This is a genomic window from Oenococcus kitaharae, assembly GCF_025758695.1.
Classification (GTDB): Bacteria; Bacillota; Bacilli; order Lactobacillales; family Lactobacillaceae; genus Oenococcus; species Oenococcus kitaharae_A.
This window is the reverse complement of record NZ_JANJQP010000002.1, coordinates 215036-230575: the sequence shown is the minus strand read 5'-3', so window position 1 is coordinate 230575 and position 15540 is coordinate 215036. Positions and strand designations below refer to the sequence as shown.

Genomic DNA, 15540 nt, shown 5'->3' with positions numbered 1-15540 from the left:
ATCCCTCCTGCTATGAGATATTAATCTTGATCATCTGCTGTAAATCTGATTCCCGCGTCCTGACGAGCCGTTTCTAGAACTTTCATAACATTCAGAGTGACATTTAAATTTGCAGCAGCTAATGTATCATTTTTTTCGTTAATTATTTTGAAGATCTGAATAAATTCATTTTCCATGGCATCATCATAATGATTCAAATTGATAGTTTGTGTTGGTTGACCAATTTGTGTCAAGCTAACATTCTCAACCTGAGAAGGAATCGACTCTACATCAATGTGTCCCTTAGTTCCTTGGACGGTCATGAACGGTGAACTTTCAGAATCTTTAGCCGCACTGCAAACAGCTTGGAATCCTTTGTAAGTTAAGACAAGAATCCCCGATGTGTCAATACCGTTAAATCCTTTATTTGGATAGTAGTGAACACTTTGTGGTTCGCCAAAGAGGGCAACTACAAAGTAAACATTGTAAACATTGATGTCATAAAGCGATCCGCCGGACAATGTTGGATCAAAGACCGGCAAAACATGCCTTTTTAAATATTCATTGTATCTTCGCGAATATTGCGAATAATTACACATAACCAGTTTAATATCTCCGAGTTGCGGCATCCTTCGCTGAATCTCTTTAAAATTTTCGGTGTAGGTTAATCGATTAGCGCCAAGTAATAGGCGTTGATGATCTTCAGCTGTTTTAGCGAGATCTGCGGCCTCTTTGTAAGTTGATGTAAAAGCTTTTTCACTAATAACCTGCTTGTTTGCTAAGAGTGCTTTCTTTGCAAAACCATAATGTGCACTATTGATTACACCTATATACACCACATTGAAGCTGGTATCACTTAGAAAGTCATCAATGTTGTCATAAATAGTATTGATTTTATACTTTTTCTGGATCAAAGCAGCCGACGTTTGATCAACACTTCGAAAATACATCGCGGTGCATTGCACATTTTCTAATCGGGAAAAAATATCTAAAGCTGCTTGCGTGATCAAACCTGAACCAATAATGCCAACGTTCATTTAAAACCTCCTCAATACGATGCCGATAGTTATGTGACTCCCAATATGCACTGCAAGGCCAGCAGACGGGGTGATACATGAAAATTTAGTCATATTTTTTCCTCGATTGCTTCAATAATTTTAGGAGCAGACTTAATCATTGCAGTCGAACTAACATTGAATATCTTCAAAGAATTAAATCTTTCCCTTTCTCGAATCGGAATGTCATTGGTTAAAACAACGGCTGCTGCTCCTTTGATATCATCAGGACCAATTCTGTTTTCAATGCCCAAGGCTCCTTGTGTCTCAACTTTGATTGCCACTCCAGCACTTTTAGCGGCTTTTTCGATCGCTTCCGCAGCCATAAAGGTGTGTGCTACACCAGCTGGACAAGATGTTACTGCTAATATTTTCATTTTAAGATGCCTCCAGTGGCTTCAGAAAGTAAAGCCAATAATTCTACAGGATCATCAATTTTAAAAAGTTTTTCTTTAAAATCGTCATAAATTAATTTTCTAGCCAATTGAGACAATATTTTGAGGTGCAAGTTTGCTGAATTATTGCTGACAGCAATCTGGAAAACAATACGAACTGGTTCTTGATCTCCCCATGGGATTGGTTTTTGCAATCTTACAAAGGCCAATCCAGCTTCCTTGACAGCCGATGTTTTAGCATGTGGCAAACCAATACCATCTCCGAGATTTGTCGAAAGTTCCGTCTCACGATCTAAGACCGCCTGAATATAAGCTTCTTGATCGTTTAATTTATTGCTGTCCCAAAACAGTTGAGCAACATTCCGAATCACCTCTTCTTTACTGTGATAATTTGCATCAAGTTTAATCAATTTTTCATCAATCAACATATTCGATATTCATTCCTCATCAAAGATTCAAATCGAATTCTTCGCCTTCTTGCGTTACTTTTACATCTTGATCGGTCGTGTCATCTAACTTTGTCCGTTGATGTTTAGTTAAAATAATAAAGAGGGTTCCTACTAAGGTACCAATCAGCACAGCAAGTGCGTATAGCCAAACATTTGTTGTTCCTGGAAAAGTCGGAATACCACCCCAGTTGACTATTGTTCCGGCACCCAACAATATGGTAGAAATAGCTCCTGCAGTCGCACCAACGATACATCCTGCATATACCTTGGCATCGGAAAGAGCCAATGGAATAGAGCCCTCTGTAATACCAAAAGCTCCCAAGAAGAGCGCTGCTCGTCCAACTTCTTTTTCTTCAGTTGTAAATATCTTTGGTCGAACTAATGTCACTAAAGCGCAAACTAAAGGTGGTACAACTGTCGCGGTGACAGTTGTTAACAGCAGCCTTTGTGCAATCATAATTGGTAGACCAGTTTTAGGATCAATGGTTGCTAGCATAGATAAGCAAACTGCGCTCAACGCTTTAGAACCAAAAAGACCCAAATCAAAGGAACCGATAATGCCAAAAGCGATGCCTATCAAAATTAGGTTGCTCGTTCCTAATCCGGATACAAAAGTAGTAAGCCAGTGGATAAAAGCTACCACCCACCCAGTCACCGCAAAATTCATAATCATAGCGCCCGATAAGGCTGCAATACACGGAATGACAATGATACTGACTAATGCAGAAAAATTCTTAGGTACTTTGATTTTTTTCAAAAACATAATGACAATGCCGCAGAACAGTCCAGCAAATACGCCACCTAAAAACCCAGCACCGCTATCCTGTGCTAATTGCCCAACAATAAAACCTGGCGCAATAGCTGCCTTATCGGCAATGGAAAAACCAATATATGCAGCAATCACAGGAGCCATTAAGTTCAGTCCTGTCTTTCCCAGTGTGAACAAAAAAGCCGGAAAACTGCCCAAATCCTTATATACAGTCGGCCCACCAAAAGCAACACCAAGACCAGTCATAATACCACCAACTACGACTACGGGAATTAAGTAAGAAACTCCCGCTAAGAGGTGCTTTCTCAAGTGCTGGAAAACATCAATAAAATCATGCATCTTATCATCTCCTGTCCTTTTAAGACAATCGCGCAATCCAATCGTTCGAAGTTCGCAATTGATCACCTTCACAAACTCATTACAGCAGATAATTATCTCAATGTAAACGCTTTCATTTTACTTTGTAAATTTGTTCCGTAAACGCGTATTTTACAGCTCATTATTTGAACATTGTGCCAAACATGACCAAATACGATATTTACTTTTAGATATTTTTAGTTCAAAGTACAAAAAGAAATACCTTGATTTTTGAAGCAAAGGAGTAAACATGAATATTGTCCAAGAACTGAAAAAACATCGCCACTTCAATAACTCAGAAATTACGATTGCAAATTATGTCTTGCAGAATAAAGACAAGGTATTGGATATGTCAATCCAAGAACTCGCCAAGGCAACTTACACCTCAACATCAACAATTGTCAGGTTATGTCGAAAAATAGGTTTAAAAGGTTACCAGCAGTTCAAAATCACGTTATCTGCTAATTTACAAGACAAATTTGAAGAAATAGCTAGTGTCAATGCTGATTTTCCTTTTACAAATCAGGATTCTAACTTAGATATTTCAAAAAAAATCTTGGAATTATCTCGCGAATCCATGGAAAGTACCTATCAACTGCTTTCAAACGAGGCTTTGGCAAATACTGTGCAGATGATTCTTCAAGGGAAAAGAGTGGCAATATTTGCATCCGGTGATACCTATATCGATGCACTGGCTTTTCAGAATGACTTAATGAAAATACATCTAAATATGTTAATGTCCACAATACCCTCTGAAGATTTGCAACTTGCTTTAACTTTAGATAAAAACGATTGTGCCATCATTATTTCGTATAGTGGGGAAAATAAAAATTTGGTGCGTTTAATCAAGATACTCAAAAGCAGCGCCTCGAAAATAATCGCAATTAGTGCCAAACGCGACTCGTCTATCGCAAAGCTGAGCGATATTGTTCTACCGATATTTAAAAAAGAAGATCCATCTATCAAATTTTCTACTTTTTCATCACAAGTAGCCATTAAATATGTTCTGAGCGTTTTGTTTTCCTGTATTTTTGCAAGTAATTTTGAAGAAAATAGCCGACAAAGAATTAAAACAGAAACAATTCTGTTAGACACTCGGTTTAGATAAAAAAATCTCACTCGGCTTGACTCACTGTTGAACTAGCATTGCGACTATTGATGAAAATTAGACTCGTGTCATCAGCAGCACACACTCCACATGCATGGTCTGCGGGAACTGGTCAATCGGCTGTACAGGTTTGGCCACTTGATAACCTTGCTGCCTAAGCAAAACGACATCGCGCGCCAAAGTAGCCGGATTGCAGGAAACATAGACAAATTTTTTCGGCCGCATCTGGCCAACGGCCTCGATCAGTTCTGGTGAAAGGCCTTTTCTTGGCGGGTCAACAAAAACAACATCCGGGCGAATACCACTCTGTGCCCATTTAACAAACTGATCAGGTGCATCCGCTGCGATATATTCGGCGTTTTGAATATGATTGGCCTGCATGTTTTTCTTGGCATCGGCGACAGCAGGTGCGACGACTTCCACACCAATGACTTTTTTCACTTGGCTGGAGATATACAAGCCAATTGTGCCGATTCCCGAATAGGCATCGACGGCTAATTCATCCCCATCCAGATCTGCCACCTCAGCAGCTTTCTGATACAAAACGGCTGTCGTCTGCGGATTGACTTGATAAAAGGAATTGACGCCAATCTCAAAATCCAAGCCCAGTAGTGTGTCATGAATCACGGGGCTGCCATAGAGAACGCGATTATCCAGACCCAACTGGACATTAGTCTGCTTGGGATTGTAATTTAAAATCAGGCTGGTCAAATCCGGTAAAGCTTTTTTAATCGCAGCAACAACCGCTTTTTCCTGCGGCAATTTTTTGCCAGTTGCAACGATCGCCAGCATCATTTGACCCGTGACGTAGCCACGGCGCACCATCAAATAACGCAGCAAGCCTTCCCGTGTGATTTCGTCATAAGCGGAGACACCAAAACGATTCAGCACATCACGTGCAATTCCGACAGCAGCATCAATTTTCGGATCATTTAAATAATAATCACTGATCGGAACGAGCTTGTGCGACCCGCGGCGATAAAAACCCGTCGTCAGACGTCCCTGCTGAAACTTAATCGGTACGACCGTCTTATTGCGGTAATGAGTCGGGTTTGCCATGCCAATGGTCGGCAGCACCTCGATCTGATCGAGACCCGCTTTATGAAACAGCTGACGCACTTGTTCTCTTTTAAAAGCCAGCTGTGCCGGATAAGCAAGATTCACAAGTGGCGCAATCCCGCTAGCAATCATGTCGGCATGCTCGCTAATCACGCGGTCCGGTGAAGTGGTCAGTCGTTTTAGCACACGAGCAAAGGCATAAGAATTTAAAACACGCGTAATGGCAAAAGAGATTTTCTCGCCTGGCAGGCTGTCGGAAACAAAAATCGGAAAGTCATCAATTTTGACGACCCCGAGCCCTTCGTAGGTCAAATCGATGACATCCCCGACTAATTCTTGATTTTTAACCAAATTAGGACGATTATTTTTACTCACTTACTGCCTTCCTTGTGCTTTTTGACCAATTTTGAGGCCGTTTTAAATTCTTCCTCAGCCCGCTTAACCATCACTTCATTAGCTGTCTGAGCCCGCATACGAGACCCGGGACGCATTTTGGAAGTCTCGGCAACAAATTCAATATGCTGCTGGAGATTTTCAAAGGCCATCGGGGCAATCCCGCCAAACTCGCCATCCAAATTCACTTTCATCTGATCATTAGATAAAGGCGCAACGGCTACTTTGCTCGTCTTGATATAAGTGATCAGCTTATCTTTGATATGCGAGCCATTATTCAGCGCCTTGGTAATCAAGTTAAACAGCTGAACAATATTGGACTTTTCAACAATCAGCAAAGAAAATTTTCCGTCATCCAGTTTGGCATCGGGGACAATTTTTTCAAAACCGCCGACTGAATTGGTTAGGGCCAACAATACCAGGCTAACTTCACCTTCATAAACGCCATCATCATAGCTGATGCGGACTGGCACTGATTTAATCCGCGTAATCAGCTCGGCACCTTTTGTAATATAAGCCAAATAACCGTACAACGACTTCAGCATGGATGGCACTTCATAAGTCAATTCAGACAAAGTACCCAAGGCGCCGATATTCATAAAGTAGTCCAGGCGTGATTTGCCATCGGTGATTTTGCCGATATCCATTTTGATCGTTTCGTGCTTATTGATTGCTTTGGCTGCTTCGACTAAATCATCGCGCGGAATTTTTAAGGCACGCGCATAATCGTTGGTAGTCCCAGAAGGAATAACGGCCATTAAAGGGCGTTTGTCTAAACCTGAAATGCCATTGACGACTTCATTAACTGTCCCATCTCCACCGGCAGCCACAACTAAATCAAACCCATCTTGAGCTGCTCGTGCTGCTTCATCGCGCGCGGAAAAAGCCTTAGGTGTTGTTTCAAATACAGATGTCTCATAACCAGCCTTCTCGTAAACTTTCATGATTTCGACTAAATCTCTTTGAATGGCTTCACGTCCAGAGGAAGGGTTATAAATTATACGTGCTCGTTTCATATAAAAACAATTATAGAGGATAACGGGACGGCCTTGGACAAAAAAAGACCGCTAGAGAGGCGGTCTTAGAAGTGATATGCAATTTAGCGCTTGCTCAATTCAGCCAGCAGCAGTTCATGAACCACTTTAGGATTGGCATTGCCATGCGTACTTTTCATTACTTGGCCAGTCAAATAACCAATCGCACGATCTTTACCGCCCTTAAAGTCATCAACAGATTGCTGGTTATTATCCAGAATCTGACTAATCATCGGCGTCAATTTTGATGGATCGGATAATTGTACAAGACCATTTTCCGTGACATAAGCCTTGGGGTCTTTACCTTCGGTAATTGCAGTGAAGACTTTTTTGGCTTGCTTCGTCGAAATTGTACCATCATCAATCAGCTTGATCAATTCAGCTAAATTAACTGCCGTCAATTTGGTGTTTTGAAGATCTAATTGCGTCTCGTTCAGATAGGCATTAACATCCCCGATCAAATAGTTGGCAGCCCGCTTTGGATCAGCACCGTTGGCAACTGTCTGATCAAAGAAGTTGGCCATTTCGAGTGTCTGCGTCAGTACAGCAGCATCTTTATCCGAGAGGCCGAACTCAGTCATATAACGGTGGACGCGAGTAGCAGCAGCTTCCGGCAAACGCGACCTGACTTCATCAATCCAAGCATCGGAAACGTGAATTGGCGGCAAATCAGGTTCTGGGAAATAACGGTAATCATCGGCCCCCTCTTTGACACGCATTAGGATCGTTGACTTGGTCGGCTCATCAAAACGACGCGTCTCTTGACCAATTGTGTGACCGGCCATTAATTCTTCGCGTTGGCGTTCCTCTTCATAAATCAATGTGTTGCGAGCATATTGAAACGAGTTGACGTTTTTAATTTCGACTTTGGTACCAAACTTCGCGGCCCCGATCGGACGAACGGAAATATTGATATCAACACGCATCGAGCCTTCCTGCATCTTCACATCAGAAATACCCGTGAATTGGATCAGCTGACGCAGTTTCTCCAAATAAAGGTAGGCTTCTTCAGGGCTGGTAATATCTGGCTGGGAAACAATTTCTACCAATGGCGTCCCTTGACGATTCAAATCGACCAAGGAATAGCCCTTGCCAGAATGCGAGTTTTTGCCGGCATCCTCTTCGACATGCAGTTCTTTAATTCCAATACGCTTAGTCTGACCATCAGGCATCTGAATTTCCACATAACCATCATGTCCGATCGGCGTCTGCTGTTGAGTCACTTGATATGATTTCGGGTTATCAGGATAAACATAATTTTTTCGATCCCAATGTACATCGCGCGAAATCTGTGCATTCAGTGCCAAAGCGGCCATCATACCGCCTTCTAGAGCGGCTTTGTTAGCAGAAGGCAGAACGCCAGGATAGCCCCAATCAATCACGTTCGTATTTTCATTAGCCGGATCACCAAAATTAACCGGCGAAGGTGAAAAGGCTTTGGATTTTGTTTTTAATTCAATATGGACTTCCAGCCCAATTGTTGTTTCAAAACTCGACATTAGAAACTCACCTCCGGATGCTGTTCATATAGTTTTGTCGCCTGTTCAAAGGCATAGGCTGCGCGGTAAATCGTGCTTTCATCAAAAGGACGGCCAATAATCTGCAGACCGACCGGCAGATGATTAGCAAAACCGGCATTAATCGACATACCTGGCAGACCAGCCAAATTCACAGGAATTGTCAGCAAATCATTCATATACATTTTGACTGGATCATCATCTTCAGAGCCAAGGTCAAAGGCTGTCGAAGTCGTCGTTGGGCCCAAAATCAAATCATGATCCTGAAAAACTTTAGTAAAATCAGACACAATCAAAGTCCGGACCTGAGCGGCCTTTTTAAAGTAGGCATCATAGAATCCGGCTGATAAGGCGAATGTTCCTAACATAATTCGCCGTTTTACTTCTGGACCAAAGCCTTCAGAACGTGTCTTGACATACAAATCTTCTAGAGTCTGGCCTTCTTGACGTGCTGAATAACCGTAACGAATACCATCAAAACGCTGCAGATTCGAAGAAGCCTCAGACGAAGCTAGAATATAGTAGGCGGCAATGCCGTAGCGAGAATGCGGCAGGGAAACTTCATCAACGACGGCACCTAATTCCTCAAATTTAGCAATCGCTTTTTTGATGGTTGCTTTGACGTCGTCGTCGATACCCTTAGCAAAATATTCCTTAGGCACGCCCACACGTAAGCCCTTAACACCGCCTTCAATGTTGGCTAAAAAGTCCGGTACCGGGCTGTCTTCGCTTGTCGTATCACGAGGGTCTTTGCCAGCAATCACTGACAAAACACGTGCATTATCTTTAACAGTCCGTGTCAAAGGACCAATCTGATCCAAGCTGGAACCAAAGGCAATCAGTCCCCAGCGTGAGACACGGCCGTACGTTGGTTTCAAACCAACAATGCCGTTAAAAGCAGCCGGCTGACGAATCGAACCGCCTGTATCAGAACCCAATGCAAATGGGATCAGGCCGGAAGCAACAGCTGCTGCCGATCCGCCCGAAGAACCGCCGGGAACCTTTGTGTGATCCCAAGCGTTTGCCGTCTTGCCAAAGAACGAGGTCTCAGTCGAACCGCCCATGGCAAACTCATCCATGTTCGTTTTGCCAATCACAACCAATCCCAGTTTGTTCAGCTTTTCCATGACGGCTGCATCATAAATTGGGACAAAGTTGTCCAAAATATGCGAAGCAGCTGTTGTCCGAAGCCCCTTGGTGACAATGTTATCTTTGACAGCCAAAGGAATGCCGGAAAAAATATTGTCAGCGTCAATGCCGGCAGCGTCGATTTCAGCAGCGCGTTTTAAAGCACCTTGACGGTCCAAAGTGATATAGGCATTGACGTCTTTTTGGGCATGTTCAGCTTTATCTAAAGCTGCCTTTGCCAAGTCAACAGCGGTAATTTCCTTATTGACTAATTTTTTGTGCAAACTAACTAAATCTTCCTGAAAAAAATCAGTCATCTCAGCTCTCCTCATCAATAATCGCGGGAACTTTAATCTGCCCGTCCTGCGTTTCCGGCGCATTGGCCAATAAAGCAGCCTTTTGTCCTGACTTGACAGCCAAGTCTTCTCTTAATACATTGACATTATTTGAAACAGTATAGGTCGGCTCAACACCTTCCGTATCGACCTCGTTTAATGTCTCGACAAGGTCTAAAATACTGGCTAATTGACCGGTCAGAACATCTAATTGCTGATCGGAGAAATGCAGCTTGGCGAGTTGTGCGACATGGGCCGCATCTTCGCGTGGTAATGAATTTGACATAGTGCCCCCTTGCTAAAATTTTAACAGTTTGCGGCTTGGACAAAAAGAAAAAGCGGAATTGAATTCCGCTTACGACTTATCACATCTTATGTTTTACAAGTGTCTTATAACGCGAATACCAAAGATCAACATAACCCTGTGAAAAAGGTCCGGCATGTGTGTTAATCATGTTAATCAAAATCTTTGTGTGTGCCCGGAGGATTTCGTCAATCTCAGGCGGATAATGCCACAATTGACTATGCGCAACATATTCATCTGCATCAAGCAGATGTTTTGTGCCGTTTGTTAGTACTTTAATATCAAGGTCATAGTCGATGTACTTCAGCGCCTCTTTGTCCATGACGTAAGGACTTGCCAAATTGCAGTAGTAACTTACGCCGTCGCTGCGCATCATCGCAATAATGTTAAACCAGTATTTATTATGAAAATAGACAAGCGCCGGTTCGTGTGTGACCCAACGCCGGCCATCATCCTCTGTCACGAGCGTGTGGTCATTCAATCCGATAATGGCATTTTCACTGGTCTTTAGAACCATCGTATCGCGCCAGGTGCGATGCAGGTGGCCATCGTGCTTGTAACTTTTGATCGTGATAAAGTCGCCTTCCCGCGGATTGCGAGCTGCGTCTTTAGCCATAATCTTACCTCAAGACATTTCGTCTTCGTTTAAAGTTTAGCACAGTGGCTCCTTTTTCAGATGGCGGCTAAACTTTCCGGATGCAGCTTTAACCATTGATAAGCAATAATACCGGGCGCAGTCGTGACTTTGCCGGACAAAATCAATTGTTCCAATTCATCAAAAGTGACAAAAAGCGTTTTGACAAACTCACTGGGATCAAAATGTTTACCGCTTTTGCCGATCAGCCCGGAAAGCAGCATCAAATGAGTCGCTTCATTTGTAAATCCTTCACTAGTGCTGATTAGAAAAATCTCCTTGGTATCTCGATAGGACAAGCCTAATTCTTCTCGTGCTTCACGAAGCGCAGCTGTCTTGGGATCTTCGCCTGGATTAATCAGGCCGGCTGGAAAACTGGTCCTTTCGGCGTTCAAGCCGGCACGATACTCGCGGCCTAAAGCTAATTTAATGCCGCCATCTATGCGTATTGGTGCGACAAAAGCCACAGCATCCCCATGCAAAACGACTTGTCGATCAACGGTCAGCCCATCAGGTGTGTGAATCTTTCGATCCACAACATCGAAGATCTGGCCATGAAATTCTTTTGTTTCCCTTAAAATTTTTCCTTTTTCAGTCACCTTGTTCCCCAATCACTTTATCAATCAACTCGGCAGAAAAACCTTTTCCATACAGATACTGACGGGCTTTATAGGGACGTTCTCGGCCATATTTGCCATAACGCGGCCAAATTCGCGCCAGCACGCGGCGAGCGTTTTCTAATTGCACATCTGGATCTTCGCTAAAGTCTAATTTCTCTAAAACAGTTTTAATCAAATCAGCATCATAACCTTTGCCGTACAAAGCCTGATTAATTTTCTGTCTTTGAATCATGGCCGGATTTTTCGCATAATGTTTTTGAAATTTTTCCGCCAAAGCCAAGGCATTCTCCGCCTGATTATCAGTTTTATAATCTTGCATGGCAGCTTGTATATCGGCCGGCGCAATGCCCAATGCCTGCAATTTTCTGCTGATGACTAGCGGGCCGACGGATAAAAGACGCGCCTGCGTGTGGACAAAATTCTCAGCATAAATCCGATCATCAATATATTTTTCTTCTTTTAAATGCGTGACTGCACTATCGATTGCCTCGGCATCGAAATGCTGTGAACGCAGTTTATCACGAAGTTCCTTTTCGGTGCGAAGATGGTGAGACAAAAAAGTCAGTCCGCGCGAAAGCGCACGAGCCGACTCTTCAAACTTTTTAATCGTTGAAACTTCTTGATCATCCAATTCGCGATTTTTGGCCAAACCGAACTTAATCAGCGTCATTTCCGTGATGCCAAAAGCGAACTTGCCATCCAGCTCAAGATTATAACGGCCGTGAATTTTCTGAGCCGATATTTTTGTAATCTTTTTCGTCATTAATTAAATCATACGAAGTCTTAATTAGATTTTAAAGTTGTCCCAATCCTTAATCAGATATTTGTCATCAATATCCGGATCTTGCGAGGTCAGAATCTTCGGCCCGTCGTGGGTAATCACAAGCGTATGCTCAAACTGCGCCGACCAGCCGCCGTCTTTTGTTGAAACGGTCCAGCCATCTCCAGCGTAATCAGTTTTAACTTCCCAAGTGCCTGTGTTGACCATCGGTTCAATCGTAATTGTCATGCCGGGCCGCAAACGCAAACCGTGACCGGCAACACCAAAATGCGGCACCTGCGGATCTTCATGCATAGTTGGGCCGATGCCATGCCCGATATACTCGCGCACGTTGCCAAAATGGTTCTCATCTGTGACATAGTGGTCAATTGCAGCGCCAATATCACCAATACGGTTACCGACAACGGCCTGGTCAATACCAATATATAGGGCCTTATGAGCAACTTCATACAGACGTTCGATTTCCGGACTGACAGTTCCAACGCGATAAGTCCAAGCAGAATCTGCCAAACCATGATTCTTTTCGACAACTGTGTCGACCTTGACTAAGTCACCGTTTTCCAAAATCAGGCCTTTACGAGGAAAGGCGTGGGCCACTTCATCATTGGCTGAAACAGTCACAGCATATTTAAAACCCTCAAAACCGATTTGACTCGCAATAGCACCGTGCCCTTCAATATAGGCACGTGATTTTTCTTCGATTTCCCAGGTATCCAATCCAGGCTTGATCAAACTGCGCAGCATGTGATGCATACCGCTAATCACATCACCAGCAGTATCCATCTCTTTTATTTCGTTAACACTCTTTAATGTAATCATACCTTCGATTATATGCCTTCTATTTTTTTACTTATGTTCTTTCTCAATATAGATTGGGCGCCGCTTAGACTCCAAGAAAATGGCCGCAATATAACGGCCGACAATCCCGAGGCTGGCCATTTGCAGACCGCCAAAAAACATAATAATCACGGTAATCGTCGTCCAGCCGCCAATTGCAATTGCTGGATCCAACAGCTTTCTGACAATCACAAAAATGCCGCCAATCAAAGCTAGAAGGGTCGTCACAGAACCCAAAACGGTCACAAAAGTCAGCGGTGCCGTCGAAAAAGAAATGATCCCGCTAATCGCATATTTGAAAAGTTTCCAAAAACCCCACTTGCTGCGGCCTTTTTCTCTTTCGATATTTTCATAACTGATGTACTCGGTATTAAAGCCGATCCAGGTGAACAAGCCCTTTGAAAAACGCTGATTTTCCGGCATGGCCAACAAAGCCTGAACCATCTGCCGGCTCATAATCCGATAGTCGCGGGCACCTTTCACTAATTTCGTCGAAGAAATCCTAGAAATAAAATGATAAAACAAATCAGAACAAAAACTGACAATAACCTTTTCGCCTTTACGATTCGACCGCCTTGTTGCCACGCTGTCTAGGTGCTCTGTCACTAATTTTTTCAGCATTTTTGGCAATAAAGCAGGCGGATCTTGCAGATCCACATCCATGATAACTGCAAAATCATAGTGCTGTGCATAAGACAATCCCGCATAGATTGCAGCTTCTTTACCAAAATTCCGGGAAAAAGACACAAAATGTATATGACTGTCCTGAGCCGATAGGGCCTTTATCTGTGCTAAAGTCCCATCGCTTGACCCATCGTCAATGTACCAGATATCATAACTCAGTTGATTTAAAGGCTCGGGCAAAGCAGCTAAACTGTCCCGGGTTAAATCCCGCCTGACAGCATGATAAAAAAGCGGAATATTCTCTTCTTCATTTGTGACCGGCACAATAATTGCGAGTGTGGGACTAACGGAATTCGGCATACTTATAGTTTATAGATTTTTTTGGCGTAATAAAGCGGGACACCCAGGGCAACAATCAAAAGAGAGATAAGAATACCGAAAAGCTGCTGCCCAGTGGGGTCAGTAAAGGCATTCACGATTGTCGAAATTTCGATGAACAAAGTCCCAGCAATTGCCAATATCGGAAATAAGGGATGAAGCGGCGCTGAAAAATGCGGTTTTCTCTGCAGGCGGCGACGCATAATAAACACCGCCACAAAAGTCAGCAGATAAAATAGGAAGCTCACAAAAACCAGCCAATCGGATAAATCTTGTGAAGATGAAAAAGCATTCAATAACAAAGCTGCGATCACGATTTCAAAAATAGTAGCATAGTTAGGCGTTTTGGAATGTTTACCTAAAGTATGAAAGAATCCAGAAAAAGGCAGCTGCTCTTTGTCGGCCATTTCAAAAACAACTCTAGGAAAACTGAGAATTTTAGAATTCAAGGTGCCAATCACAGAAATCATGACACCAATGTCCATCAAGCGGCCACCAATCGGACCAAAAGCATCGGACAAAATATGGAAAGGTGCCTGATCACCCAAAGCAATGATTTCTTTTGCAGGCAGCGACTTGAAAACGCCAAAAGAGACACCCATGTAGGCCAGCAGCACGATAAAAATGCCAGTCGTCACAGCTCTTGGCAGTGTCTTTTGAGCGTTTTTAATCTCGCCGCCCAAATTAGAGATCACAACCCAGCCATCGTAAGCAAACAGCGTCGATAAGACGGCCACGCCGAAGTTGCCTTGCCCGATTTGATTGGCAAACAGGTTGACCAGACTGCTCGTTGCGCCAACGTGACCGAAGAAAAGACCAAAAATAATCAAGGCAAAAATCGGGATCATTTTGATACTGGTTGTCGTAATCGCAAACACACGGCTGACACGGTTTTCCAGCATATTCATCAGCGCAATCACGATACAAGCTGCTACGGCAATACAAAAAACACTGCCTAGACTAAAAATCCCAAAATTAATTTTTGCCGGTAAATGAAAAAAAGTCACAAAAAGGGTCGAAAAAAAGTAGGAAACTGAAGCGATTAAAGCCGGCCCATAAAAAGAGATCTGCATCCATCCAGCTAAAAATCCCCAGAACTTGCCGAAAATCTTACTAATATAGATATAAATGCCGCCCGTCTGAGGCATTTCGGACCCGAGTTCGGCGACAGACATGGCTGACGCCAAAGTCACGATCCCGCCGACGAACCAAGCCAATAAGGCCATCGATGTCGATCCGGCTTCTTGAAGTACCCGCCCCTGTTTAAAAAAGATCCCTGATCCGATAACCGTACCAATGACAAGTGATAAAGTACCGAAAAATCCAAAATTTCGTTTGAGTTGCTGCTCGTTTTCAATCATAAGTTTGTCCCAGTATAATGGGCAGAAAACTTTAAAGCAAGTTTTTTTAAACCTTTTTGCATTACTTATTGAAAGTAAGTACAATATAGGAAAGGAGATCATCATGGCAATTTCAGTATTAGATTCCGCTTCGTTTGAGCCGGAAACAAAATCAGGCGTGACTGTCACTGATTTTTGGGCAACTTGGTGCACACCCTGCAAAATTCAGGCACCGATTCTTGAGAAAATCTCTGAGACAATGACTGACGTCAAATTCAGCAAGATCGATGTTGACCAGAATCAGGAGACAGCTTCCGGATTGGGCATCCAGGCTATCCCAACTCTGATCATTAAAAAGGACGGTCAGGTTGTTGACCGCGTGGTTGGCGTGCATAATCAAAAACAATTGAACGAAATTATCAACAAATATCGTTCTTAAGTGTT

17 protein-coding genes are annotated in these 15540 nt (G+C 43.1%); 2 read left to right on the top strand and 15 right to left on the bottom strand.

What is annotated here, in order from left to right; all coding sequences use genetic code 11:
* Positions 1 to 20 precede the first annotated feature (20 nt).
* From NRF22_RS04565 to NRF22_RS04550, 4 genes are all read right to left on the bottom strand, one after another.
* Positions 21 to 1016, bottom strand: a complete 996-nt coding sequence (locus NRF22_RS04565; RefSeq protein WP_263779424.1) for a Gfo/Idh/MocA family protein — start codon at positions 1014 to 1016, stop codon at positions 21 to 23.
* Positions 1017 to 1105: 89 nt separating this feature from the next.
* The gene (locus NRF22_RS04560) at positions 1106 to 1411 is read right to left on the bottom strand and encodes a PTS fructose transporter subunit IIB (protein WP_263779423.1); all 306 of its coding nucleotides are present in this window, start codon (positions 1409 to 1411) and stop codon (positions 1106 to 1108) included.
* Positions 1408 to 1854, bottom strand: coding sequence for a PTS sugar transporter subunit IIA (locus NRF22_RS04555; RefSeq protein WP_263779422.1), 447 nt, complete (start codon positions 1852 to 1854; stop codon positions 1408 to 1410). The genes NRF22_RS04560 and NRF22_RS04555 overlap by 4 nt, the downstream gene beginning before the upstream one ends.
* 22 nt (positions 1855 to 1876) lie before the next feature.
* Positions 1877 to 2986 carry a PTS fructose transporter subunit IIC gene (locus tag NRF22_RS04550; RefSeq protein ID WP_263779421.1) on the bottom strand — a complete coding sequence of 370 codons (1110 nt, stop codon included), beginning with the start codon at positions 2984 to 2986 and terminating at the stop codon, positions 1877 to 1879.
* Between the two features lie 268 nt (positions 2987 to 3254).
* Here NRF22_RS04550 and NRF22_RS04545 point away from each other — a divergent pair, with 268 nt between their 5' ends.
* On the top strand, positions 3255 to 4112 hold the full coding sequence (locus NRF22_RS04545; protein WP_263779419.1) for a MurR/RpiR family transcriptional regulator: 858 nt from the start codon (positions 3255 to 3257) through the stop codon (positions 4110 to 4112).
* A 57-nt stretch (positions 4113 to 4169) separates the two neighbouring features.
* Here NRF22_RS04545 and rlmD read toward each other — a convergent pair whose 3' ends face one another.
* The 11 genes from rlmD to NRF22_RS04490 all read right to left on the bottom strand — a co-directional run bounded on the left by rlmD (position 4170) and on the right by NRF22_RS04490 (position 15117).
* Positions 4170 to 5546, bottom strand: coding sequence for a 23S rRNA (uracil(1939)-C(5))-methyltransferase RlmD (gene rlmD / locus NRF22_RS04540; protein WP_263779418.1), 1377 nt, complete (start codon positions 5544 to 5546; stop codon positions 4170 to 4172).
* A complete protein-coding gene (locus tag NRF22_RS04535; protein ID WP_263779416.1) occupies positions 5543 to 6580 on the bottom strand; it encodes a diacylglycerol kinase family lipid kinase in 1038 nt (345 codons plus the stop codon). Before NRF22_RS04535 ends, rlmD begins: the two co-directional genes overlap by 4 nt.
* 83 nt (positions 6581 to 6663) lie before the next feature.
* The gene (gene gatB / locus NRF22_RS04530; RefSeq protein WP_007744614.1) at positions 6664 to 8097 is read right to left on the bottom strand and encodes an Asp-tRNA(Asn)/Glu-tRNA(Gln) amidotransferase subunit GatB; all 1434 of its coding nucleotides are present in this window, start codon (positions 8095 to 8097) and stop codon (positions 6664 to 6666) included.
* A complete protein-coding gene (gene gatA / locus NRF22_RS04525; RefSeq protein WP_007744616.1) occupies positions 8097 to 9560 on the bottom strand; it encodes an Asp-tRNA(Asn)/Glu-tRNA(Gln) amidotransferase subunit GatA in 1464 nt (487 codons plus the stop codon). Before gatA ends, gatB begins: the two co-directional genes overlap by 1 nt.
* Before the next feature lies 1 nt (position 9561).
* The gene (gene gatC, locus NRF22_RS04520) at positions 9562 to 9864 is read right to left on the bottom strand and encodes an Asp-tRNA(Asn)/Glu-tRNA(Gln) amidotransferase subunit GatC (RefSeq protein WP_007744617.1); all 303 of its coding nucleotides are present in this window, start codon (positions 9862 to 9864) and stop codon (positions 9562 to 9564) included.
* A gap of 79 nt (positions 9865 to 9943) precedes the next feature.
* Positions 9944 to 10498: a DUF402 domain-containing protein gene (locus NRF22_RS04515; protein WP_007744618.1), complete on the bottom strand. Its 555-nt coding sequence runs from the start codon at positions 10496 to 10498 to the stop codon at positions 9944 to 9946.
* 56 nt (positions 10499 to 10554) lie between these two features.
* Positions 10555 to 11115 carry an NUDIX hydrolase gene (locus tag NRF22_RS04510; RefSeq protein WP_263779415.1) on the bottom strand — a complete coding sequence of 187 codons (561 nt, stop codon included), beginning with the start codon at positions 11113 to 11115 and terminating at the stop codon, positions 10555 to 10557.
* Positions 11108 to 11899, bottom strand: coding sequence for a RecX family transcriptional regulator (locus NRF22_RS04505; RefSeq protein ID WP_263779414.1), 792 nt, complete (start codon positions 11897 to 11899; stop codon positions 11108 to 11110). Before NRF22_RS04505 ends, NRF22_RS04510 begins: the two co-directional genes overlap by 8 nt.
* A 24-nt stretch (positions 11900 to 11923) precedes the next feature.
* On the bottom strand, positions 11924 to 12736 hold the full coding sequence (gene map / locus NRF22_RS04500; protein ID WP_263779413.1) for a type I methionyl aminopeptidase: 813 nt from the start codon (positions 12734 to 12736) through the stop codon (positions 11924 to 11926).
* A gap of 27 nt (positions 12737 to 12763) precedes the next feature.
* Positions 12764 to 13738, bottom strand: coding sequence for a glycosyltransferase family 2 protein (locus NRF22_RS04495; protein WP_263779412.1), 975 nt, complete (start codon positions 13736 to 13738; stop codon positions 12764 to 12766).
* A 2-nt stretch (positions 13739 to 13740) separates the two neighbouring features.
* Entirely contained in the window at positions 13741 to 15117 is a 1377-nt protein-coding gene (locus NRF22_RS04490) for an APC family permease (protein WP_263779410.1), read from the bottom strand.
* A gap of 103 nt (positions 15118 to 15220) precedes the next feature.
* Between NRF22_RS04490 and trxA the strand changes: the two genes are divergently transcribed.
* Complete coding sequence (gene trxA / locus NRF22_RS04485; protein ID WP_007744629.1) at positions 15221 to 15535, top strand: thioredoxin; 315 nt, start codon at positions 15221 to 15223, stop codon at positions 15533 to 15535.
* The last annotated feature ends 5 nt before the right edge of the window (positions 15536 to 15540 follow it).